Consider the following 20,129-nt stretch of genomic DNA (forward strand, 5'->3'; position numbering starts at 1 on the left):
GTCAACCGTGTGGTGTGATTCCCGAGGACCTGTATGTACAGGTGGGCGCCGGGTAATCAGGCCAGGACCTGAACAGAGCCAGCCCCCTCGGAATTGCTTAAGGCCACCAGAATGCTACCTATCACAAGAAGGGCAGAACCCGCCAAGCGCCTAAGTAGGGGTTGCAGCGGGTTTGCACAAGGGGTCAGGCGGCAACAGTTTCGTGCAAGGCGCTGCGCATCTTACCGAAATGCTCGTCCCAGCCATTGTCCAACGCCAGGATCAGTCCAAAGGCTTCGACGCCTTGTGGCAATCCTTCATGTCGCAGTTCCAGTCTCGTGCCGCCCGCTACAGGTTCCAAAGCCCATTTGACTACGCTGACAGCGTTGCCCATGGGTTTTACCGTGAACGTATACTCAAGATATTCCGGTGGTCGGGCAACACGCACCTCGCCCCAGATCAGCAGATCACCACTGGTGGTACCGAACATCTCAAGCTTTTGCCCGTTGTCCAAGCGGTGTTCCGGTTTGTGAAACCATTCTGCCAGTCGGTCTGGCTCGGTCAGATAAGCCCAGACAGTTTCAGGTTCTGCCCGTAGAAAGATTGTTTTTTGAAGAACGGCATGAGTCATCTGTCTTTCCTTTCAATGGCTTCTTTCAGTTTCTTCAGACGTTCGTCCCAGAACTGGTCGAAATAACTGAGCCAGTCGAGAACAGGGGCCATACCTTGTGGTTCCAGTCGGTTGATACGTTCCCTCCCGCGCGTCTCTACCGTGATCAGGCCACCATCCGACAAGACGTTTAGATGCTTTTTGACGGCCGCGCGGGTCATGTCGAAGCGCTGGGTCAATTGGGCGATGGTCATGTCCTGAGCAGCGAGCATCTGCACGATGTCGCGTCGCGTTGGATCAGCCAGCGCACGAAATGCGTTTTGGGTCTGCGGCTGCATGTGCCTCACCATAAATAATACCATTTGGTATTACATTAATGGGATACCAAATGGTATCATGTCAAGTGCGAAGCGGTGCTTGATTTTTGTTCACTAATTGTTCACATTTATCGGATGACACTGGACTTGCAACCTGGGCAAAGACTGGCACGCGGTGTGTCCCGGCATTTGTCGGCACATGGCTTTGTTTCTGTTGAGGAATTTGTACCGGCCCGCGGCTTGCGGGTTGACGTCATGGGGTTAGGCCCAAAGGGTGAGCTTTGGGTGATCGAATGCAAATCCAGCCGTGCCGATTATCAGTCAGATTCTAAGTGGCAAGGTTATTTGGAGTGGTGCGATCGATTCTTCTGGGCTGTGGACATCGACTTTCCGACCGATTTGCTACCTGATGAAACTGGGCTGATCATAGCTGACGCCTATGATGCCGAGATCGTGCGCATGGCACCTGAAGAGAAGGTCGCTCCGGCTCGCCGAAAGAAGATGATACAGAAATTCGCAACCGACGCCGCCCGTAGGTTGCAGGCGCTGCGCGATCCTCGGATCTGAGCTGTTAGCGTTTGACGGCGCGTGCAGCTTGGGCAGCCGCACGGATTTCGTCAGCGATTTCCTCGGCTTCTTCAGGGTCGAAATCCATCGGAATCTCCATACCGTCGGCTTCGATGAACAGCCGTATCATACCATGGTCGGTGGGGCCGATTTGCAAATTGGCCTGAATGTCGCGTTCGGTGTTGATGCCCATGCTTGTCTCCGGAACTGAGCGTTTGTGCTAGCGTGCAAAGGGTTGAGAATCAAGCTGCCTTTGCGGTTTGGTGCAGTATGGAAAGTATTCAGGTTAGACCATTTCGCGCCACCGATGCGCCCTGGTTGGTAGAGCAACACGGCAAACACTACGCGCGTGATGAAGGGTTCGACGAAACGTTCGGCGCGTTGGTTCAGACGATTCTAGATGAGTTTATCACTGAGCATGACGCTACACGTGAACGTGGTTGGATTGCTGAGCATGAGGGCCGACGGCTAGGCAGTATCTTTTGTGTCGCGTTGAATGAACAAACTGCAAAGCTGCGTCTTTTCCTGTTGGTACCGGAAGCACGTGGGCAGGGGTTGGGACAGCGACTGTTAGACACCTGCACTGGCTTCGCACGCGGCGTAGGCTTCACAGAAATGAGGTTGTGGACCCATGAAAGCCACCGCGCTGCTTGTGCGCTGTACCGGCGTAACGGATGGGAATTGCTGGACAGCAAACCGGTGCATTCCTTTGGGGTCAATCTTGTTGAGCAAAGCTGGAAATTTCGGCTTTAATCCTCTTGCAATCCTTTGACGCGTTCGGTACATCGCCCCTCACGAGTGCCGCCTTAGCTCAGTTGGTTAGAGCGCTGGATTGTGGATCCAGAGGTCCCCTGTTCAAGCCAGGGAGGCGGTACCATATCCCCTCGATATGATAGCGAAAAAGTGCCCTTTGAGCGCTTATGGTCGTTGAACGATTTGTGTTAGCCAAGAGAATTGGCGCGCCCGTGATTAGCGCGCCAGGTTCAGTCTCAGCTTCATTTTGCTTCGCTTGGCTTCGGGCAAGTGCCGGTTTAACCGCTTGTTGACAATGCCGAATCCCCAGATGACGACCAGCGTCAAAATGATGAAGTAGAAGGCCAGAATCGGATATGGGATGAACGGGTTGAACGTTTTGTCCGCGAAGTAGCCAGCATAGTACAATGCATCGCCACGCTGCTGCCAAACCGGGAACGCTGAGAAGAAGACCAGCGTTGTGGCGTGGAACAGAAAGATTGCCTCGTTTGTATACGCGGGCCATGCGAGCCGCAGCATGGTAGGCCAGATGACGCGGCGAAACCGCGACCAGCCGGTCATGCCATAGGCATCAGCGGCTTCGATATCGCCTTTGGGGATTGATCGCAGCGCGCCATAAAAGATTTCACCAGAATAGGCGGCAGTATTGCAGAACAGCACAATCAGCGCACCAAGCCAAGCTGAGGTTAAAGTGTCGAGGAACGGATAACTTTGCTTCAGCGACAGGAAGAAGAAATAGGCAAAGAAGAACTGGATGAACAACGGCGAGCCCCGGAACAGGAAGATGAACCATTCCGAAGGTTTACGCAGCCATTTCTTAGTGGAAGCTTTGCCAACAGCGAGGGCAGTGGCCAGAAAGAAGCCGGTCACCAGAGCCATGATCCCGAAATAGATGTTCCAGATCATGCCCGAGCCGATCAGGGTGAACTGTTCGCACAGGGTAAAGTCATTTCTAGGAAGAAGACGCTCGCCGATACCGATTGAACGCAAGCCGTAGTCTTGGATCGTTTGCAAGCAGCTCATGCCGTGGTCTCCTTGCGCAGAAGTTCTCCGCCCGAAGTCGCCTGACCGTGCGACAGCCGACGCATCAGCCGTTCTAGGGTAATCTCGGAGACACGGGTCATGCCGAGATAGAACACAAGCAATGCCAAGAAGTACCACATGCGCCAGTCGCCATGCGGGTATTGGGTGAATTTAGGGTTCTTGAACGCTCCCAACTCGCGCGCCCAATAGACGATGTCCTCGATGCCCAGCAGGAACAGCAAAGGCGTGGCCTTGATCAAAACCATCCACAAGTTCGACAGGCCAGGCAGGGCGTAAACCCACATCTGAGGCACGAGAATGCGCCAGAAAGTCTGGCGGCGGGTCATGCCATAGGCCTCGGCCGTTTCCAGTTGTGCATGAGGTACTGCGCGCATACCGCCAAACAGGACGTTGGCGGCGAAGGCGCCAAAAACGATTGAGAATGTGATGACCGCCAGGAAGAAGCCGTAGGTTTCGTGCACCCATTCCGGGGCGCTCCCCAATGGGAGCTTGGCTGCTTGACAGACAATGAAGTCATTTCCCTGCCTCACAGGATCAGTCCATTCTGGGCACAGGATTTTATGGCGCGTCCATTCGAATGCCTGATCCAAGGCGATCACAAAGAACATGAAAAAGGCAATGTCCGGTACACCGCGCACAATGGCGATATAGCCCTTGCCCAACAGGCTGAGTGGCAGGACATGCGATCGGGCTGCCATAGCGCCCAAAAAGCCAAAGCCCAATGCAACCGGTGCAGTGATCGCAAGCAGTAGCATTACCTTGAAGAAGGATAGGTAGAACAGCCAATGCACACCGTTGGTCAAATAGCAGGAAAACCAACGGAACGTGCCGAGTGTATCGGGATCAGTGCAGAACGAGAAAATGGCGGGCCTCTTTGACTGGCAAGGGCTCTGAGGCGGCGCGCCCTAGGGGAGGCGCGCCGCAGAGTTTCTTAGAAGGTCGAGGACACTTCCCACTTGGTGATCAGCTCGTTCAGGCTGCCGTCGTCCTTCATGGACTGGATGGCCGTATTGAACGTTTCTTTCAGCTCACCATCGGATTCACGGATACCCATGCCGACGCCACCACCCAGCGGAACTTCGTCGCCAACGAAAACCAGACCCGAGCCGTCTTCGGTGAAGGGCACCAAGAAGGATTTGTCGGCCAGAACAGCATCTGCTTCGCCGTTACGAACGGCAGCAATGGTTTCTTCCGGGCTTGCGAATTCGACCAGAGTTGCGCCGGAATCGGCAACATAACCAGCTTGAATGGTGCCTGTTTGTGCTGCAATCACGCCGCTTGACAGGTCAACGCCATCGGACATGGCGACATAGGCAGACGGATCCGGCGGCGTGTAGTTTTGGGTGAAGTCGATGACTTCGTCACGCTCGTCGGTGATCGACATACCTGCGATGATCGCGTCGTAGTTGCCGGACACCAGGTTCGGGATGATCGAATCCCAGTCGTTCTTGACCCATTCGCATTCCAGATTGGCGCGTTTGCACAGCTCATCGCCCAGCTCACGCTCGAAACCGTCGATCTCGCCCGCGTCGTTGACAAAGTTCCACGGTGCATACGCCCCTTCAGTGCCTAGACGAACAGTGTCCGCCATGGCCATGCCGGCGCCTAGCGCCAGTGCCGCTGTGGTCAGAATCAGTTTTTTCATTGGATACTCCCCAGTTTTGTTTTCTGTCCTGAAGTTAGTTTAAGCCGCCTTGGTGGCGGAGAGAAAGCCCCGAAGTCTTTCGGACTCGGGGGACGTAAAGATATCTTCCGGCAAGCCTTCTTCTTCGATCAGGCCTTGATGCAGGAATACGACGTGGCTTGAGATATCCGCAGCCATTTTCATGTCGTGGGTCACAATGATCATGGTTCGACCCTCAGCCGCAAGGTCCTTGATAACCTTGATCACTTCCTGCTCCAGCTCTGGGTCCAGAGCGGATGTAGGTTCGTCGAACAGCAGCGCCTCGGGCTCCATGCACAAGCCGCGCGCAATCGCGGCGCGCTGTTGCTGACCGCCAGAAAGCTGAGCAGGATAGACGTCGCACTTGTCGCCAATTCCTACTTTTTCCAAATATTTGCGGGCGCTGTCTTCAACCTCATTGGGGTCGCGGCCCAGCACTGTGACTGGGGCTTCCATCACGTTTTGTAGGATGGTCATATGAGCCCAGAGGTTGAACTGCTGAAATACCATCGACAGGTTGGTTCGGATGCGCATGACCTGTTTCGGGTCGGCTGGGCGACGGTGATGCAGGTTACCGGCCCAGCGTACTGGCTCACCCTTGAACAGAATTTCACCCTGCTGGCTGTCTTCCAACAAGTTACAGCAGCGTAAAAGGGTAGATTTGCCCGAACCAGATGATCCAATCAGTGAAACCACATCCCCGCGTCTGGCCGTGATATCGACCCCCTTCAGCACTTCAAGTTGGCCGAAACTCTTGTGGAGGTTTGTGATTTCAATAACGGGAGTGGAATCTGTCACTGGTGACCCATGTGTTGTGGTGTTGATGCGGTAATAGGGCGTAAAATTCGGTGCAATGCAATGCGCAATTGACACTATCGGGTGCTGAAATCGTCAAATTGACCATACGTTTTGGCCAATTTGGTTATCGCATATGCCAACCAGCCTAATTTGAGGTCGGGTTGGGGACAGAGAGATAATCGTTAGCCGCGATGTCGATTAGGTCGCGAAGGTGCAACAAATGTTGATCGGTCGGGGAAAGGTCTTGGATTGCAGATCGAACTGCCAGAGCAATTGCACGGGCATCTTGGCCTTCGGCTGTGATGTACGGCAAGGCTGGAGTTGGGGTGGTATACTCGATTTCGCGCAGACGCTCGCCCAGATCAGAATGTTCCTTTAGCAATTCCCAAGTCAGAGCATCCAACGCAGCGTAATCGGCTTGTCCGTCTGCCACAGCGTTGGCTGACAGAGCGTGACCTCCGGTCTGTAAAGTGGTGTTAGAGCTTAGGTTGAGCGCCTCAAGGTGAACCATCGGGGCCGCCCAGCCGGACTGCGACAGCGCTTCGTTGAAAGCAAACGTGCCAGCAGAAAGTTGGGGCAGGTCGCGGGTATCATCCCTGCGAACCACGAAGACTGAGCGGTAATAACCGGGCGGACATCCGTCCAATCCATAATCCGGGGTGCCGACCAGTTGAACTTTGCCATGCAGGTGCAAGCGGTACGGCATGCCGCAGGTCTGTGCAAAAGTCAGTTCAGGACTTAGCCAGATACTCCAAAAATCGCTGTCGCGTGTCAGTTGATCGGGGCCGTATTTCAAATGTTCACGAATCAAATTCCAAAAGCGATCATTTGCAGCTTGAAGTGCTGGCATGTCGTACATGCCCAGCATTGCAATCAAGACTTGGCAGCCTTTTGACGGGCCAGGGCAGAGTCCACATCGCTGATACCAAGCAAGCTGACCACCAACCGCAATAGCGAATCCTCTTCGCCTGTGCGCTGGCCATCAGCTAAGGCAACTGACCACATCGCCTGTACCACGCCTAGGCGGTCGTCGTAGGCGATGGCCTCTTTAATTGCTCGGGTAAAACGGACGGTGTCTGGGGCCTCGGCTTCCAGATCTTCGGCGCGGGCACGTAAAGCTGCAGCCTCGAACGGAGACAGGCCATAGCGTTCAGCCGAAATTTTGTCGATTCGGGCCATTTCGGTATCGGCATAGTCGTTGTCGGACCGAGCTATGCGAACCAGCAGGGCCGTCAAGGCCAGGCGAGCATCATCATCGGCAAGAGGGTCGGGGGCGGGCTGCGTGAGCCGGGACAAGAAATCACTAAACATGGCTTAGATATAGATGGGGGTTATCGCTCTTCCAAGCGCCTTTGCACTCGTTCACGCGCGGTCTGGCTGTCATTGTAGCTGAGACCCATCGCTATGCGGGCCTCTTCCACGATTTTGATCTCGCCTTCGTCCGAGTTGCCATCGGCCAGAACCACCTCCCACAAAGCATCCATCGCGGCGAGGCGTTCATGCAGATCGGTGGTTTCGCGGATCAGCTTGCCGAACGTGTCGGTTTCTGGGGCGGCGGCGTGCAGCTTTTCACACGTTGCCCGTACTTTGGCGGCCTCGATAGCGTTGTGTTGGTAGAGGCGGGCAAGAATGCGGTCAATCAGGCTGATTTCCTCAAGCTTGTAATCCCGATCCGCCTGCGCCACACGCACCATAAGCGCGCCCAATGCAAGTTCGGCATCGGGATCGGGCAGGTTGTCGTGCTGCGGTGGGCGAAAAGCCTGCAAGAACTTCTTCAACATGCCCTAACGATATTCCATATTTTGTGGCCCGCCAAGCACCGACTACCCGTCATAGGCTGCAAAGACCGCAATGCAGCCGGATGTGGCAAGAACACGCTGAATGCGATTTGAATGGTTTTTGCTCAACTTTCCTGAAGAGCTTGTTTTGCTTGGTCCTGCAACCAACCCAGCATGTGCCGATACGGAACGGGGCCATAGCTGATCCGTGCGACACCTAAAGATGCCAACGTTGCCGTATCGGGTGTGCCGGGAAGCGCGATTATGTTGACCGGAAGTTCGGCCGATTCGCACAACCGAGCAATTAGGGCTTCATCTTTAAGTCCTGGCGCAAAGAATCCGCTGGCCCCTGCATCAGAATAGGCTTTGGCCCTCGCGATGGCCTCGTCCAGCATCGCATCGTCATGGGTATCTGGTTTGGCTTTTAGAAAAATATCTGTGCGGGCGTTAATAAAAGCAGGGACCCCAGCCACATCACAGCCTTCGCGCATGGCTCGAACTCGCGCTTCTTGGGTTTCGATGTCATATAGGCCACTGGTACCTACGATCTGATCTTCAAAGTTGAAGCCGATCACACCGGTCTGTAGAGCACGTTGAACATTTGCGGCTACGCCTAGAACGTCTTCGGCATAGGCGCCCTCGAAATCCAGCGTAACCGGAAGATCGACCGCTGCTACGATCCGGTGGGCGTTGTCCAGCGCGGCCTCGATTGAGATTTTCTGGCCGTCGCCAAACCCCTGCGCCATTGCGACCGGAGCACTGCCGGTGGCAATCGCCTTGGCGCCGGCATCACGCACGGCACCAGCGCTGCCAGGGTCCCAGATATTATACAGGATGACCGGATCGCCCTTTTTGTGCAGGGCGGCAAAGGTTTCTGCTTTGGTGATTTGGTTGGTCATAACCGGCCTCCTGTCGCTGCTATAGCGGCAGTTAACCGTGCAAACCGTCGGCGCGTAAAGGTTTTTGCGCCGACTGGTACAATACTGTTATCGGCCGGTGATCAAACCAGACGCGAACTGTCCTTCGCCGCGCGCACGAAGTCACGGAACAATGGATGCGGAGCGAACGGTTTGGACTTGAGTTCCGGGTGGTATTGCACACCGATAAACCACGGATGATCCGACCATTCGACAATCTCAGGCAGGCGGCCATCTGGTGACATGCCCGAGAATTTAAGACCCGCTTTTTCCAACTTTTCGCGGTACTTGATATCCACTTCATAGCGGTGACGATGGCGTTCTTCGATCTGAGTGGCGCCGTAGACCTCGGCCACTTTCGAACCCTCAGTCAGCACGGCATTGTAGGCGCCCAGACGCATGGTGCCGCCTTTGTCGTCACCGACTTTGCGCTCAACCTTGTGGTTGCCTTGAACCCATTCCTTTAGGTGGTAAACCACCGGCTCAAAACGCTTTTTACCAGATTCGTGGTCAAACTCTTCGGAACCCGCTTCGGTAATGCCCGCGACATTGCGGGCGGCTTCGATCACCGCCATCTGCATGCCCAAACAGATACCCAGATAAGGCACTTTGTGTTCGCGAGCATATTGCGCGGCCTTGATTTTACCTTCTGTCCCACGCTCGCCAAAGCCGCCCGGGACGAGGATCGCATGGAAGCCCTCTAGATGTGGTGCGGCATCTTCAGTGTCGAAGACCTCGGCATCAACCCACTCGACGCTGACTTTCACGCGGTTGGCCATGCCGCCATGGGTCAACGCTTCGGCGATTGACTTATAGGCGTCTTCCAACTGGGTATATTTGCCAACAATTGCGACCTTTACGTCGCCCTCAGCGTGGTGGATGCGGTCGCTGACATCGTCCCATTTGGCTAGGTCTGGTTTAGGTGCTGGGCTGATTTGGAACGCGTCAAGAACAGCCTGGTCCAGACCCTCGTTATGATAGGCCAGTGGCGCGTCGTAAATGGTCGACAAATCTTGTGCGGCGATCACGCTGTCGGGGCGCACGTTGCAGAACAGCGCTAGTTTCTCGCGCTCTTTGGTCGGGATTGGACCTTCGGAGCGGCAGACCAGAATGTCGGGAGCCAGACCGATGGATCGCAGTTCTTTCACCGAGTGTTGGGTCGGCTTGGTTTTCAGCTCGCCCGATGCCTTGATGTAGGGCAGCAGCGTCAGATGCATGAATATGCATTGACCGCGCGGCTTGTCCTGACTGAACTGGCGGATGGCTTCGAAAAACGGCAGGCCTTCAATATCACCCACTGTTCCGCCGATCTCGCACAACATGAAATCAACCTCGTCCTCGCCAATGGCGATGAAATCCTTGATCTCGTTAGTGACGTGCGGGATGACCTGAATGGTCTTGCCGAGATAGTCGCCGCGGCGCTCCTTCTCCAACACATTAGAATAAATACGACCGGAGCTGACCGAGTCGGTCTTGCGCGCAGCTACACCAGTGAACCGTTCATAGTGGCCAAGGTCCAAATCCGTCTCGGCACCATCATCGGTGACGAACACTTCGCCATGTTCAAACGGCGACATAGTTCCCGGATCGACGTTCAGGTAGGGGTCCAGTTTGCGCAAGCGCACCGAGTATCCCCGTGCCTGCAACAGCCCGCCTAAAGCCGCTGAAGCCAGTCCTTTACCCAAGGACGAAACCACACCACCAGTGATGAAAATAAAACGCGCCATGTTTTTCGGCTGCTCCCGTGAGACGTCATTATCAGCTGCCCGGCGGCTTCGAAAAACCGCTGCATCACGGGACTTCACGTATAAAGGATTCGCGCCAATAGCGCAAGAGAACCGCAAGATGCTGTTGCAGTTCTCATCCAGGTTTCTAAGTTTTGTGGATCAGTCGGCTTGCGGAATCAGCGGCGCGTTGTCGCCTTGTGCCGGAGGCAGAAGATCATTCACGGGCGGAACAGCCGGGGTGCTTTCCTCGGTCGGTGCCGGGGCAGGAACGCCCAAACGATCGATGACCGAGCTGCCTGAGGACTTTTGAGCCGCCAGAATCGTCAGCGTGATCGAGGTGACGATAAAGCACGCTGCCAGAATCCAGGTGACCTTGCCCAAAGCCGTCGCTGCCGCGCGGCCAGTCATTGCGCCGCCGCCGCCACCGCCCATGCCCAAGCCGCCGCCTTCGGACCGCTGCATCAGAACGACGGCGATCAGGCCCAGAGCCAAGAGAAGATGGATGATGAGAACGACGTTTTCCATGGTGGTCCTGTACAGCGTGGCGTGTATCGCGTGGTACTTATGCAAGTTTGCCATCGGGGGCAAGGGAGGAGTTCGCATCAGAGCGGGTTACGCGTGGTATCACACCAAAGAGACTGGACTCACAAGTGATGGCTGACGCAGGCTGCGTTACATGCCGCATGATGATCATGACCACCCGCACTCTCTGTTGCCACCCGAACCTTCGCTTCGCGTAAAAGCGTTGGAGACGATTCTGACGCGAAAGGGATTAATTGATCCCGCTGCGTTGGATGAAATCATCGACACATATCAAAATAAGATTGGCCCTCAAAACGGCGCGCGAGTCGTCGCTAAGGCATGGGCTGACCCAGCCTTTAAAACTGCTTTGCTTGAAGACGCCACGTCGGTCGTGTCCGACCTTGGCTACTATGGGCGGCAAGGCGAGCACATTGTAGTGGTTGAGAATATGCCTGAGCGACACAACATGGTCGTTTGCACCTTGTGCAGTTGTTATCCATGGCCGCTGCTGGGCATTCCACCGGGCTGGTACAAGTCCGACGCATACCGCGCACGCGCTGTACGTGAGCCGCGCAAGGTGCTTGCCGAGTTTGGGGTCGAGCTACCGCCCGAGACAGCCGTGCGGGTTTGGGACTCGACCGCTGAAATTCGATACCTCGTCCTGCCAATGTTTCCTAAAGGCGCCGAAGGTCTAAGTGAGGATGATCTCGCGGCGCTAGTCACCCGCGATAGTATGATCGGCACTGGTTTGCCCAAGATGCCATCATGACTCGTGTACATGATATGGGTGGTCGGTTCGGAGACGGTGCCGTTAGACCCGAGGCTGAAGACGCGGCGGTATTTGCCGAGGATTGGCATGGGAGAGCGCTGGCGGTAACTCTGGCTGCTGGCTTTTTGGGGCAATGGAACCTTGATGTTACCCGTCACGCACGTGAACGGTTATCGCCCAAAGATTACGCGCGGTTTTCATACTATGAGAAGTGGATTTCAGCTCTTGCGGATCTGCTTGTGGAAAAAGAGGTACTGACAACAGAGGATTTGTTGGGAAAAGGTAAGAACGACCCACATCCCCTGTCTGCTCTTGCTTTGAAGGCTGAGAGGGTCTCTGCGGCGCTTGCCAAAGGTGGACCCGCTGAACGGCCCTCGGAAGTGCCTGTGCAATTCTCAGTTGGGCAAGTTGTTCGCACTTCGCATCCGGCGGAAAATCGATTGGTCGACGGTGGGCATACTCGATTGCCAATATATGCCGCCGGAGCAAAAGGACGCGTTGTGAGACTGCACGGCACCCATGTTTTGCCCGACTCAAACGCCCACGGTTTGGGAGAAGCGCCTGAGCCGCTTTACACCGTAGCTTTTGCAGCATCCGAACTATGGGCGAACCCGGAACACCCAAAGGACGAGGTAGTTCTGGACCTTTGGCAAAGCTATTTGGAGCCCGCATGAATTCCTGCCTCACTCATACCGCGCCTGAACCTGCTTTTGCCGAACCCTGGCACGCTCAGGTTTTTGCGATGACCGTTGCTTTAAACGAAGCCGGTCGATTCGATTGGACGGATTGGGCTGCTCGATTTTCAGACACTCTGAAACGCCACGGTCTGGATCGAGACTTGGATGGTGGGGATGATTATTTCCTGGCGTGGTTGGAAACCCTCGAACAGCTTTTATCCGATCTAGGTGCGACCGAAGAGGAGGAAGTCACAAACCTCAGAAGAGCTTGGCACGATGCCTATTTGACGACGCCTCACGGCCAGCCGGTGCACTTGGCGAAAAGCGGGTAGGGGGCGCTGCCCCCGCCGCCCTTTACGGGCGTCTCCCCCGGGATATTTGGGGCCAGATGAACAAGGGGTCTGTTCTTCATCTAGCTCAAAATATCCCCGCCGGAGGCGCCGCGCATAGCGCGGTTCTGGTCTGCGGCGAATTACCGGTTTCCCTACCGCTTTGTCCTCGTTATACGAGCCGAGTTTGATAATTCAGCGCAAAAGGACCGGATATGGCCAATGTGGTTGTTGTCGGCGCCCAGTGGGGTGACGAAGGAAAAGGCAAGATCGTCGACTGGCTCAGCGAGCGGGCGGACGTCATCGCGCGTTTTCAGGGCGGGCATAATGCTGGTCATACACTGGTTATTGAAGGTGAGGTCTACAAGCTGAACGCACTGCCCTCGGGCGTTGTGCGCGGTGGTAAGCTGAGTGTCATCGGCAATGGTGTCGTCTTGGATCCGTGGCACTTGGTCAAGGAGATTGCATCGATCCGTGAGCAGGGGGTCGAGATTACTCCTGAAACGTTGATGATTGCAGAAAACACACCTTTGATCTTGCCGATCCACGGTGAGCTTGACCGGGCGCGCGAAGAGGCTGCGAACAAAGGCACCAAGATTGGTACTACAGGGCGCGGTATTGGGCCGGCTTATGAAGACAAAGTTGGCCGCCGCTCAGTCCGCGTTGCGGACTTGGCCGACGAAGCGACGCTAGAGGCCCGTGTAGACCGCGCTCTGCAACATCATGATCCGCTGCGTAAAGGTTTGGGAATCGAAGCCGTCGACCGGGACAAACTGCTTGACCAACTTAAAGAGATTGCGTCGGAAATCCTGCCGTTCGCGGCGCCAGTCTGGAAGGTGCTGAACGAAAAGCGCAAGGCAGGTAAGAGAATTTTGTTCGAAGGGGCACAAGGTGCTCTGTTGGATATTGATTTTGGCACCTATCCCTTTGTGACCTCGTCGAATGTAATTGCGGGTCAGGCGGCAACGGGAGTTGGGATTGGGCCGGGGTCTGTCGATTTCGTGCTGGGCATCGTCAAGGCATATACTACGCGTGTAGGTGAGGGGCCGTTTCCGACCGAACTGGATGATGACGACGGGATGCGCCTGGGGACTCGCGGGCATGAATTTGGCACCGTAACGGGACGCAAACGCCGGTGCGGTTGGTTTGATGCCTGCCTTGTTCGCCAAACTTGCGCGACCAGTGGGGTGAATGGCATTTCACTGACAAAGCTTGACGTCTTGGACGGGTTTGAAACGCTCAAGATCTGTGTGGGCTATGAACTGGATGGTGAACGTCTTGACTATCTGCCCACTGCTGCTGATCAGCAGGCCCGCTGTACGCCGATCTACGAAGAGATGCCGGGATGGAGCGAATCCACTGAAGGCGCGCGCAGCTGGGCGGATTTGCCCGCAAACGCGATCAAGTACGTACGCCGCGTGGAAGAGCTGATCGAGTGTCCCGTTGCCCTTCTGTCAACCAGCCCGGAGCGGGATGACACCATTTTGGTGACCGACCCGTTTGCTGACTGATGAGCGGCGAAGAAAAGCCGGGCCTTAGCTACAAGACGCGCCGCCGTTGGTCCTTGGTGCTGCTTTTGATTGGGCTGCCGATCTACATTGTGGCGGTTGTGACAGTAGTGAACTGGCTCGACCGCCCCCCGATTTGGTTGGAATTCCTGGTCTATGTCGGACTGGGTATCGTCTGGGCGTTGCCGTTCAAGTTTGTCTTCAAAGGGGTTGGCAAAGAAGACCCAGATCAAAACTCGTAATAGTCGCAATCCTTGCTGGGTTTTGAACAGCATGCCATCTTTGTTGGGAGCAGGGTTGTCCTGACAATGAGGCGCAGACAGTGATGAGAAAAACGTGTTTTAGCGCGGTGCTGGTTCTTACATCAGCAGTTGCTGCGCAGGCCGATAACTGGGAATATACGGTGGTCCCCTATATTTGGGGACCCGAGTTTCGAACCTCGCTTGATATCGGACCCAACCCCCCGGTCGACGGCAATGAATCTATCTTCGACATTTTGGACGGGCTGTTCCTGATTGCCGGAGAAGCGCGCAATGGACGCTGGGCAATAGGTGGAGAGTTCAATTACCTTGATCTGTCTGACACGGTTTCGTTTCGCTCGTTTCGGGACCTGGCCAGTTGGGAGCTTAACGGCACTATGGCGTCATTGGTCGGCAGTTACGCCGTTTATGAAGGTGATGTTTCTCGCTTGGATGCTTTTGGCGGATTGCGCCATTGGGACCTTGATCTGTCGACTACGGTGCGAAATTTCACCGCTGAAACTGACCGCAGTTGGACGGACCCAGTAATCGGCGCGCGCTACAGCCATGCGATAAACGAACGTTGGACGGCCACGGCGATGGGGAACATTGGTGGCTTCGATTATGGTTCAAAATTTCAATGGGAGGCGTTGATCCAGGCAAGTTGGAAATGGACTGATCGGGTGGATTTAGCGGGTGGTTACAGACACTTGAGCGTCGATTTTGAAGAAGATCGGGACGTTATTGATTTGATCCTGACCGGCCCGTACGTGGCGTTGGCTTTTGCGTTCTAGTCTTAGCCCGCGCTTTGATTCATTGAAGGCCAGCTAAGGATTGCGCGAGCCATTGCGTGGTATTCTCCGGAAATCTCTTCCGCAATGCTAAGCGGGGTAGGCCAAGGCGCTGTCAGGGTCGCTTCGATCTGCCCGGTAAGCAAACTTAGATCAGCGTCGTGCTTGGCCGCTAGCCGCCGCATTTTCTGGTTGGTCGCAAGGCATAGCATGTGAACTTCTCGAATTCCTCGATTGCGGGCCGCTGTGATGATCCGAGACAGTAGGGCATCACCGATTCCGCGGTCTTGCCATGCGGTTTCAACGGTTAATGCGGCTTCGGCTGTTTGGGTCCCATTGTCGGGTAACATGCGCAATTCACCCACGCCGCGCAGGCAAGAATCTGGAAACGCACCGAATATCAGTGTGGTGTTGTCGAATAAGTCGGATATGTAGCTTTGAACGTATGCGGGACGAATTGCAGCCCCGAACCGAGATGCCAAAGCTTCGCCGTCCAGATTATTGAAATGGCTTATTATTTTTGGTTTGTCGTAAATTCTGAGACGTCGAATTGGAAGTTCATACATGGCGTGGCCCTTGTTTGAACAGCAATTGGAAAAGGTGTCATCTTACATCTTATTTTATCGCAATTCTGCGGTGCAGCATAGAGTTTTGCTAAACCAAGTCGCTTAAATCCTGAAATACACTTCGCCCTCGAATGAAAAATGGGCCAGAGAAAACTCTGACCCACCGTTAACAGACTGCCTTAGGATTTAACCTGCGGCTCGCTCGTTGTCCGGGCGGAAGCCAATCTGAGTAGAGGCCGAGAAACGCCCCCCTCCAGCCTTTTCAATTTTACCGTCCCGCAAAAGCTGACCAAACGAACGCAGGCTTTCTTCGCGGTTGAAGTCGTCTTGCTTGAGCGAGCGAATCTTGTTCATCAACTGTGGCCGCGAGAACTGTTCCTGGCCCTCGATGAAGGAAAGGTACGCAGCGGCGGCCTCTAACAAGTCAGGCAGGGATTGCGCGCCTTGTTCCTGTGCGAACTGGGCAAAACCGCCTTCCTCCTCTTCGGGTGTTTCGTCTTCGGACACGCTCGTAACACGACGGGGTGAGATCGGTCCCAAGTCTTCGTCCCGATTGTCGATGCGTTGTTCTGCCACCAGCTTCAGCGGAGCGGAGTCATCGCTGCTAGGGCGCGCGCTGGTTACTTCGACTTCGGGTCGCCGTGGGCTAACGACCGAGGACAGGTCTCCGCGATAGCCTTCTTCATCTGCGCCTTTGTCTTCGAGCCGCTTTTCACTGCGTTCAGCCTCGGTCGCAGCAACGGCGGCACGCAAATGCGTGTAAGCTTCTCGCTGGTTGGTGGTGTTCGGATCATTCAATTGCTCACCGGCTTTGTCCATAAGACGCGAAACATCTTGGTCCAGATCCAGCTGATCCTCGTCTGCTTTTCTTGCACGGTTCGCCAGAATGGTCTCGACGCTGGATATTTCCTCCAGCAAATCGTTCTCATCCTCTTCTGTAAAAATGCCCTCTTCAGTCTCGGCGATCACTTCGTCGTCAGTGGTTATGTCGCTGAGGATGTTGCCTTCTTCCTCATCTTCTTCGAGATCCACGAACCAAGTTTCTGACGGGGTGGTGTCCTCAACTTGTTGATCTTCGAATGCCGCACCCGACACTTCAATTTCCTGAGGCTCAAGTTCGCTTTGCAGTTCCGAAAGCTCAGCTGCCTCTGCTTCTACTTCAGTGGATTCTATTTCTACTTCGGCAGTTTCAACTTCTGCTTCTACTTCTGCGATTTCAACTTCTGCTTCTACTTCTGCGGTTTCTACTTCTGCCTCTAGTTCGGCAATCAGTTCTGCTTCTTGCTCTACTGCGGACGGTGTTTCGTCGCTTGGGCTGGGGCCAACATCGTCATTCAAATCTGCTGGATCCAACGAGCCGGCGGCGAATGCCGCAGCGACGGCATCGGATGGCCCGGCGCTTTTCATAAGCGTCGTGTCTTCGTCTTCTGCATAGACGACCGAATTTTCCTCGGAATGAGAAACAACGGCCCGGATACGTTGAAGTTTAGCGGCGATACTGTCGGCCGCGGGCGCCGGTTCATCTTCGACAGATTCGACTTCTTCAAAAAACGATTGAGCGGCGGCTGACGCAGGAGGTGTTTGCATGACACCCATGTCAGATGCACTGGCAGCAGGTTGGGGCGGCGCAGGAACTTCTTCGGTGGCGCGGATTAACAACCCTGCTTCGTCCCGGCTGGCTTCTACTCGGCGCGACGCATCCCGCTGAGCGATCCGTGTCAGCATTTCCGTATCCGGTTGCGGAGGTTCTGAGCCAAAATAACGATCATCAGCAGCGAGATCCCGAAAGTATTCAGCTATCGCCTTCATCGTCTCAAAGGAGTCGTCAAACCCTTCCAGAGTGCAAGAGAAGGTTCCGTAGGAAACGGTCAATACTTTGTTATTCTGTACCATCAGACGTACGTCCTTTACAAACTACGAAAGCCACCCAACACGGCGACAGGCGCACCTGTGGCTCGAAACTTTCTACATGAACTTATCATTTTGTGGTCTCAATGTGTCCAAAACCGGGAAAAAATGATCAATCGTCAAAAAAGTAGACCAATTGTACGTTCTGAGGGTCCAATTGCATTGATAGGTGGCGGCCAAATTGGCCCAGATGACCTAAATGTGACGCTAAATGGCGTCAATGCGGTTGTGGCCGCAGATGGTGGTGCAGTTCCAGTGATGAATTTGGGTCGTATGCCAGACGCTGTAATCGGAGATTTTGATTCGCTGGACAGCAGCTATCGCGCCCGAATTCCTGACGATCGTTTATTCCCAATCCAAGAGCAGGACAGCACGGATTTTGACAAAGCGCTTAGAAGTGTCGAGGCGCCGTTAGTTTTGGGTATTGGGTTTCTTGGGGGGCGACTGGACCATCAGTTGGCGGTCCTTAATGCGTTAGTTCGTTTGCGTGATCGCCCGTGCCTATTGGTGGGAGAACGCGAGATTGTTTTCCATGCGCCACCTAGAATTGCGCTTAGCCTGACACCGGGTGATGTGGTTTCGCTGTTCCCGATGCAGCGAGCAACGGGTCGCAGTCGTGGGTTGGAGTGGCCGATTGATGGTCTTGTGCTGGAACCTGATGGCCGCGTTGGAACCTCCAATCGGGCTTTGGGGGATATAGAACTGTTAGTAGATGGGCCGGGTCTGTTAGCGCTGGTGCCACGTGAGGCTTTGGATCAGGTCATGCAAGCGTTTCTTTCGGAAAAGATTGGGCGCTGGCCTGCTGATTAAGAGTAAGCAGCAGCTCATCATGGAGCGTTTTTTGCCTTTCGCATATCACGTCTGGGGCAAAGGCCGTGCTTTGGTGTAATCCGGCCCAATACAGGTCGGCAAATCGTCGCCCAGCTTTACCCAACTTAGCTTTTCTTCATAAGCCACATGCAAAGTGGGTTCCAACATGTTTGGGTCTTCCAGTGTTGCAACGTAAAGATGCAGTACATCCGACATCGCTTGCGATCGAAATGAAATAGGCGTTCCGCAGTTTGGACAAAAACTGCGCTCGACACCGGGTGAGGAATTAAAGGTCTTCGGCGCTTCACCAGTCCAGCGCCATTGGCCATCACGAACCCCAAAATAGGTGGTCATAGGGGCGGCGCATTGCCGTCTGCAACTGTCGCAATGGCAGGTGACGCAAGAAAAGGCCGGAGGATCAACCTCATACCGGATAGTGCCGCACAAACAATGTCCCCGCATGTTTCCCTCCGGATTTGGCGTCAGCAGTTGGGTACGTTCACCGCCAGTCCGCCCAAAGATGTTTCCTTGTATTTCTCATGCATGTCGTGGCCGGTCTGGCGCATGGTCTCGATTACAGAGTCTAGCGGCACGAAATGTTTGCCGTCGCCACGCAGGGCCAGCGAGGCCGCTGAGACAGCCTTGATTGCGCCCAAACCGTTCCGCTCGATACATGGTACCTGAACCAATCCCGCGACAGGGTCGCAGGTCATGCCCAGGTGGTGTTCCAGCGCTATCTCGGCGGCGTTTTCGACCTGCTCGGGTGTGCCACCCATAACGGCGCACAGCCCCGCTGCAGCCATGGCCGAAGCACTGCCAACCTCGGCCTGACAGCCCGCTTCGGCACCTGAGATTGAAGCATTGTATTTGACCAGTCCGCCGATGGCTGCGGCGGTCAGCAGGAAATCCTCGATATGTCTCTCTGATGCGCCGGGCACATGGTCAAGATAATAGCGGAGCACTGCAGGTAATACCCCAGCCGCGCCATTGGTCGGCGCGGTCACAACCTGACCTCCTGCCGCGTTCTCTTCATTCACTGCCATGGCGTAAACGCTCATCCAGTCATTGATCGTATGCGGAGCCGTCAGGTTCATGCCGCGTTCCGCCATCAACGCATCGTAGATCCCCTTGGCACGGCGGCGCACCTTCAGGCCTCCGGGCAGAATTCCGTCAGTTGTTAATCCACGCTCGATGCAATCGTTCATCACTTGCCACAGACGAGCCGAGCCTTTGGCGAAACTATCAGCGCAGCCACGAGCGATTTCATTCGCGCGTTTCATTTCGGCAATGCTCTTGCCGCTGGACTTCGCCATTTCCAGCATCTCGACAGCGGACTTGAATGGATAGGGGACAGGATCGCCTTCTTCTGTCGCTTTGCCTTCAGCAAGCTCTTCTTCGGTCAGAACGAACCCGCCGCCGATCGAGTAAAAGACTTGACGCAGAATTACGTCGCCTTGCGCGTCAGTGGCCATCAGGATCATGCCGTTAGCGTGACCAGGCAGGTTGTGTTCATAATCAAAGACAAGGTCTGTCTTGGGGTCGAATTGTAACGTCGGCAAGCCTTCTGGCGTCACAGTATGCGTCGCTGCTATTTCGGCCAGCGCGGCTTCGGCTTTATCGTTGTCGTAAGTGTCGGGTACGAAACCTGCCAGTCCAAGGATGGTGGCGCGGTCGGTTGCGTGACCAACTCCGGTAAAAGCCAGTGATCCGTGCAGCGAACCGCGAAGCCCCGTGAATTCGAACGGGGAGGCGCGTAACATGTCCAAGAACCGTGCTGCCGCAACCATTGGCCCCATTGTATGAGATGAAGATGGGCCGATGCCCACTTTGAACATATCAAAAACAGATAAAAACATA

Annotated in this window: 26 protein-coding genes and 1 tRNA gene; 10 read left to right on the forward strand and 17 right to left on the reverse strand. The window is 55.0% G+C overall.

What is annotated here, in order from left to right:
- Positions 1-184 precede the first annotated feature (184 nt).
- On the reverse strand, positions 185-610 hold the full coding sequence (locus ACR0L3_RS04085; RefSeq protein ID WP_480743858.1) for an SRPBCC family protein: 426 nt from the start codon (positions 608-610) through the stop codon (positions 185-187).
- Positions 607-927 (reverse strand): ArsR/SmtB family transcription factor, encoded by a 321-nt coding sequence (locus ACR0L3_RS04090; RefSeq protein WP_480743860.1) that lies wholly within the window; start codon positions 925-927, stop codon positions 607-609. Before ACR0L3_RS04090 ends, ACR0L3_RS04085 begins: the two co-directional genes overlap by 4 nt.
- Before the next feature lie 114 nt (positions 928-1,041).
- Here ACR0L3_RS04090 and ACR0L3_RS04095 point away from each other — a divergent pair, with 114 nt between their 5' ends.
- Positions 1,042-1,473 carry an MmcB family DNA repair protein gene (locus ACR0L3_RS04095; protein ID WP_480743862.1) on the forward strand — a complete coding sequence of 144 codons (432 nt, stop codon included), beginning with the start codon at positions 1,042-1,044 and terminating at the stop codon, positions 1,471-1,473.
- A gap of 4 nt (positions 1,474-1,477) precedes the next feature.
- Here the strand turns inward: ACR0L3_RS04095 and ACR0L3_RS04100 are convergent, their stop codons facing one another.
- Positions 1,478-1,666: a DUF6324 family protein gene (locus tag ACR0L3_RS04100; RefSeq protein WP_480743864.1), complete on the reverse strand. Its 189-nt coding sequence runs from the start codon at positions 1,664-1,666 to the stop codon at positions 1,478-1,480.
- A gap of 77 nt (positions 1,667-1,743) precedes the next feature.
- Between ACR0L3_RS04100 and ACR0L3_RS04105 the strand changes: the two genes are divergently transcribed.
- The gene (locus tag ACR0L3_RS04105) at positions 1,744-2,226 is read left to right on the forward strand and encodes a GNAT family N-acetyltransferase (protein ID WP_480743866.1); all 483 of its coding nucleotides are present in this window, start codon (positions 1,744-1,746) and stop codon (positions 2,224-2,226) included.
- Positions 2,227-2,273: 47 nt separating this feature from the next.
- Positions 2,274-2,350: transfer RNA gene (locus ACR0L3_RS04110), tRNA-His, on the forward strand.
- 92 nt (positions 2,351-2,442) lie between these two features.
- On the opposite strand, the gene ACR0L3_RS04115 is transcribed toward ACR0L3_RS04110, so the two are convergent.
- The 10 genes from ACR0L3_RS04115 to secG form a co-directional block, all read right to left on the reverse strand.
- Positions 2,443-3,249 carry an ABC transporter permease gene (locus ACR0L3_RS04115; RefSeq protein WP_480743868.1) on the reverse strand — a complete coding sequence of 269 codons (807 nt, stop codon included), beginning with the start codon at positions 3,247-3,249 and terminating at the stop codon, positions 2,443-2,445.
- On the reverse strand, positions 3,246-4,133 hold the full coding sequence (locus ACR0L3_RS04120) for an ABC transporter permease (RefSeq protein ID WP_480744661.1): 888 nt from the start codon (positions 4,131-4,133) through the stop codon (positions 3,246-3,248). The genes ACR0L3_RS04115 and ACR0L3_RS04120 overlap by 4 nt, the downstream gene beginning before the upstream one ends.
- Before the next feature lie 68 nt (positions 4,134-4,201).
- Positions 4,202-4,915, reverse strand: a complete 714-nt coding sequence (locus ACR0L3_RS04125; RefSeq protein WP_480743869.1) for a transporter substrate-binding domain-containing protein — start codon at positions 4,913-4,915, stop codon at positions 4,202-4,204.
- Positions 4,916-4,954: 39 nt separating this feature from the next.
- Positions 4,955-5,731 carry an ABC transporter ATP-binding protein gene (locus ACR0L3_RS04130; RefSeq protein ID WP_480743870.1) on the reverse strand — a complete coding sequence of 259 codons (777 nt, stop codon included), beginning with the start codon at positions 5,729-5,731 and terminating at the stop codon, positions 4,955-4,957.
- Positions 5,732-5,876: 145 nt separating this feature from the next.
- On the reverse strand, positions 5,877-6,581 hold the full coding sequence (locus ACR0L3_RS04135) for a phosphate/phosphite/phosphonate ABC transporter substrate-binding protein (RefSeq protein ID WP_480743872.1): 705 nt from the start codon (positions 6,579-6,581) through the stop codon (positions 5,877-5,879).
- Between the two features lie 23 nt (positions 6,582-6,604).
- A complete protein-coding gene (locus ACR0L3_RS04140) occupies positions 6,605-7,042 on the reverse strand; it encodes a tellurite resistance TerB family protein (RefSeq protein ID WP_480743873.1) in 438 nt (145 codons plus the stop codon).
- 20 nt (positions 7,043-7,062) lie between these two features.
- Positions 7,063-7,512 carry a tellurite resistance TerB family protein gene (locus ACR0L3_RS04145; RefSeq protein ID WP_480743875.1) on the reverse strand — a complete coding sequence of 150 codons (450 nt, stop codon included), beginning with the start codon at positions 7,510-7,512 and terminating at the stop codon, positions 7,063-7,065.
- A 122-nt stretch (positions 7,513-7,634) separates the two neighbouring features.
- Positions 7,635-8,408, reverse strand: a complete 774-nt coding sequence (locus tag ACR0L3_RS04150) for an isocitrate lyase/PEP mutase family protein (protein WP_480743876.1) — start codon at positions 8,406-8,408, stop codon at positions 7,635-7,637.
- Positions 8,409-8,509: 101 nt separating this feature from the next.
- A complete protein-coding gene (locus ACR0L3_RS04155; protein WP_480743878.1) occupies positions 8,510-10,153 on the reverse strand; it encodes a CTP synthase in 1,644 nt (547 codons plus the stop codon).
- Positions 10,154-10,312: 159 nt separating this feature from the next.
- Complete coding sequence (secG, locus tag ACR0L3_RS04160; protein WP_480743880.1) at positions 10,313-10,678, reverse strand: preprotein translocase subunit SecG; 366 nt, start codon at positions 10,676-10,678, stop codon at positions 10,313-10,315.
- A gap of 151 nt (positions 10,679-10,829) precedes the next feature.
- Between secG and nthA the strand changes: the two genes are divergently transcribed.
- The 6 genes from nthA (at position 10,830) to ACR0L3_RS04190 (ending at position 14,991) form a co-directional block, all read left to right on the forward strand.
- Complete coding sequence (gene nthA, locus ACR0L3_RS04165; RefSeq protein WP_480743882.1) at positions 10,830-11,444, forward strand: nitrile hydratase subunit alpha; 615 nt, start codon at positions 10,830-10,832, stop codon at positions 11,442-11,444.
- Positions 11,441-12,118, forward strand: coding sequence for a nitrile hydratase subunit beta (gene nthB, locus ACR0L3_RS04170; RefSeq protein WP_480743884.1), 678 nt, complete (start codon positions 11,441-11,443; stop codon positions 12,116-12,118). The genes nthA and nthB overlap by 4 nt, the downstream gene beginning before the upstream one ends.
- The gene (locus tag ACR0L3_RS04175) at positions 12,115-12,453 is read left to right on the forward strand and encodes a nitrile hydratase accessory protein (RefSeq protein ID WP_480743886.1); all 339 of its coding nucleotides are present in this window, start codon (positions 12,115-12,117) and stop codon (positions 12,451-12,453) included. The genes nthB and ACR0L3_RS04175 overlap by 4 nt, the downstream gene beginning before the upstream one ends.
- Before the next feature lie 212 nt (positions 12,454-12,665).
- A complete protein-coding gene (locus ACR0L3_RS04180; protein WP_480743888.1) occupies positions 12,666-13,961 on the forward strand; it encodes an adenylosuccinate synthase in 1,296 nt (431 codons plus the stop codon).
- On the forward strand, positions 13,961-14,200 hold the full coding sequence (locus ACR0L3_RS04185; RefSeq protein WP_480743890.1) for a DUF2842 domain-containing protein: 240 nt from the start codon (positions 13,961-13,963) through the stop codon (positions 14,198-14,200). The genes ACR0L3_RS04180 and ACR0L3_RS04185 overlap by 1 nt, the downstream gene beginning before the upstream one ends.
- An 83-nt stretch (positions 14,201-14,283) precedes the next feature.
- Positions 14,284-14,991, forward strand: coding sequence for a porin family protein (locus ACR0L3_RS04190; protein WP_480743892.1), 708 nt, complete (start codon positions 14,284-14,286; stop codon positions 14,989-14,991).
- Between the two features lie 2 nt (positions 14,992-14,993).
- Here the strand turns inward: ACR0L3_RS04190 and ACR0L3_RS04195 are convergent, their stop codons facing one another.
- Together ACR0L3_RS04195 and ACR0L3_RS04200 are read right to left on the reverse strand one after the other, a co-directional pair.
- On the reverse strand, positions 14,994-15,554 hold the full coding sequence (locus tag ACR0L3_RS04195) for an N-acetyltransferase family protein (protein ID WP_480743894.1): 561 nt from the start codon (positions 15,552-15,554) through the stop codon (positions 14,994-14,996).
- Positions 15,555-15,740: 186 nt separating this feature from the next.
- On the reverse strand, positions 15,741-17,447 hold the full coding sequence (locus ACR0L3_RS04200) for a hypothetical protein (RefSeq protein ID WP_480743896.1): 1,707 nt from the start codon (positions 17,445-17,447) through the stop codon (positions 15,741-15,743).
- A gap of 123 nt (positions 17,448-17,570) precedes the next feature.
- On the opposite strand from ACR0L3_RS04200, the gene ACR0L3_RS04205 reads away from it, so the two are divergent.
- The gene (locus ACR0L3_RS04205) at positions 17,571-18,272 is read left to right on the forward strand and encodes a thiamine diphosphokinase (protein ID WP_480743897.1); all 702 of its coding nucleotides are present in this window, start codon (positions 17,571-17,573) and stop codon (positions 18,270-18,272) included.
- A 45-nt stretch (positions 18,273-18,317) separates the two neighbouring features.
- Here ACR0L3_RS04205 and ACR0L3_RS04210 read toward each other — a convergent pair whose 3' ends face one another.
- Positions 18,318-18,734 (reverse strand): GFA family protein, encoded by a 417-nt coding sequence (locus ACR0L3_RS04210; RefSeq protein ID WP_480743898.1) that lies wholly within the window; start codon positions 18,732-18,734, stop codon positions 18,318-18,320.
- Positions 18,735-18,754: 20 nt separating this feature from the next.
- The gene (locus ACR0L3_RS04215; protein ID WP_480743900.1) at positions 18,755-20,128 is read right to left on the reverse strand and encodes an L-serine ammonia-lyase; all 1,374 of its coding nucleotides are present in this window, start codon (positions 20,126-20,128) and stop codon (positions 18,755-18,757) included.
- Between the last annotated feature and the right edge of the window lies 1 nt (position 20,129).

It is taken from the genome of Ruegeria sp. CK1 (assembly GCF_056536545.1).

Bases quoted from the DNA above. Each gene is read 5' to 3' on its own strand.
- ACR0L3_RS04085 (WP_480743858.1), bottom strand. From the start codon at position 610: ATGACTCATGCCGTTCTTCAAAAAACAATCTTTCTACGGGCAGAACCT.
- ACR0L3_RS04090 (WP_480743860.1), bottom strand. From the start codon at position 927: ATGCAGCCGCAGACCCAAAACGCATTTCGTGCGCTGGCTGATCCAACG.
- ACR0L3_RS04095 (WP_480743862.1), top strand. From the start codon at position 1,042: ATGACACTGGACTTGCAACCTGGGCAAAGACTGGCACGCGGTGTGTCC.
- ACR0L3_RS04100 (WP_480743864.1), bottom strand. From the start codon at position 1,666: ATGGGCATCAACACCGAACGCGACATTCAGGCCAATTTGCAAATCGGC.
- ACR0L3_RS04105 (WP_480743866.1), top strand. From the start codon at position 1,744: ATGGAAAGTATTCAGGTTAGACCATTTCGCGCCACCGATGCGCCCTGG.
- ACR0L3_RS04115 (WP_480743868.1), bottom strand. From the start codon at position 3,249: ATGAGCTGCTTGCAAACGATCCAAGACTACGGCTTGCGTTCAATCGGT.
- ACR0L3_RS04125 (WP_480743869.1), bottom strand. From the start codon at position 4,915: ATGAAAAAACTGATTCTGACCACAGCGGCACTGGCGCTAGGCGCCGGC.
- ACR0L3_RS04135 (WP_480743872.1), bottom strand. From the start codon at position 6,581: ATGCCAGCACTTCAAGCTGCAAATGATCGCTTTTGGAATTTGATTCGT.
- ACR0L3_RS04140 (WP_480743873.1), bottom strand. From the start codon at position 7,042: ATGTTTAGTGATTTCTTGTCCCGGCTCACGCAGCCCGCCCCCGACCCT.
- ACR0L3_RS04145 (WP_480743875.1), bottom strand. From the start codon at position 7,512: ATGTTGAAGAAGTTCTTGCAGGCTTTTCGCCCACCGCAGCACGACAAC.
- ACR0L3_RS04150 (WP_480743876.1), bottom strand. From the start codon at position 8,408: ATGACCAACCAAATCACCAAAGCAGAAACCTTTGCCGCCCTGCACAAA.
- ACR0L3_RS04155 (WP_480743878.1), bottom strand. From the start codon at position 10,153: ATGGCGCGTTTTATTTTCATCACTGGTGGTGTGGTTTCGTCCTTGGGT.
- secG (WP_480743880.1), bottom strand. From the start codon at position 10,678: ATGGAAAACGTCGTTCTCATCATCCATCTTCTCTTGGCTCTGGGCCTG.
- nthA (WP_480743882.1), top strand. From the start codon at position 10,830: ATGCCGCATGATGATCATGACCACCCGCACTCTCTGTTGCCACCCGAA.
- nthB (WP_480743884.1), top strand. From the start codon at position 11,441: ATGACTCGTGTACATGATATGGGTGGTCGGTTCGGAGACGGTGCCGTT.
- ACR0L3_RS04175 (WP_480743886.1), top strand. From the start codon at position 12,115: ATGAATTCCTGCCTCACTCATACCGCGCCTGAACCTGCTTTTGCCGAA.
- ACR0L3_RS04180 (WP_480743888.1), top strand. From the start codon at position 12,666: ATGGCCAATGTGGTTGTTGTCGGCGCCCAGTGGGGTGACGAAGGAAAA.
- ACR0L3_RS04185 (WP_480743890.1), top strand. From the start codon at position 13,961: ATGAGCGGCGAAGAAAAGCCGGGCCTTAGCTACAAGACGCGCCGCCGT.
- ACR0L3_RS04190 (WP_480743892.1), top strand. From the start codon at position 14,284: ATGAGAAAAACGTGTTTTAGCGCGGTGCTGGTTCTTACATCAGCAGTT.
- ACR0L3_RS04195 (WP_480743894.1), bottom strand. From the start codon at position 15,554: ATGTATGAACTTCCAATTCGACGTCTCAGAATTTACGACAAACCAAAA.
- ACR0L3_RS04200 (WP_480743896.1), bottom strand. From the start codon at position 17,447: ATGGTACAGAATAACAAAGTATTGACCGTTTCCTACGGAACCTTCTCT.
- ACR0L3_RS04205 (WP_480743897.1), top strand. From the start codon at position 17,571: ATGATCAATCGTCAAAAAAGTAGACCAATTGTACGTTCTGAGGGTCCA.
- ACR0L3_RS04210 (WP_480743898.1), bottom strand. From the start codon at position 18,734: ATGCGGGGACATTGTTTGTGCGGCACTATCCGGTATGAGGTTGATCCT.
- ACR0L3_RS04215 (WP_480743900.1), bottom strand. From the start codon at position 20,128: ATGTTTTTATCTGTTTTTGATATGTTCAAAGTGGGCATCGGCCCATCT.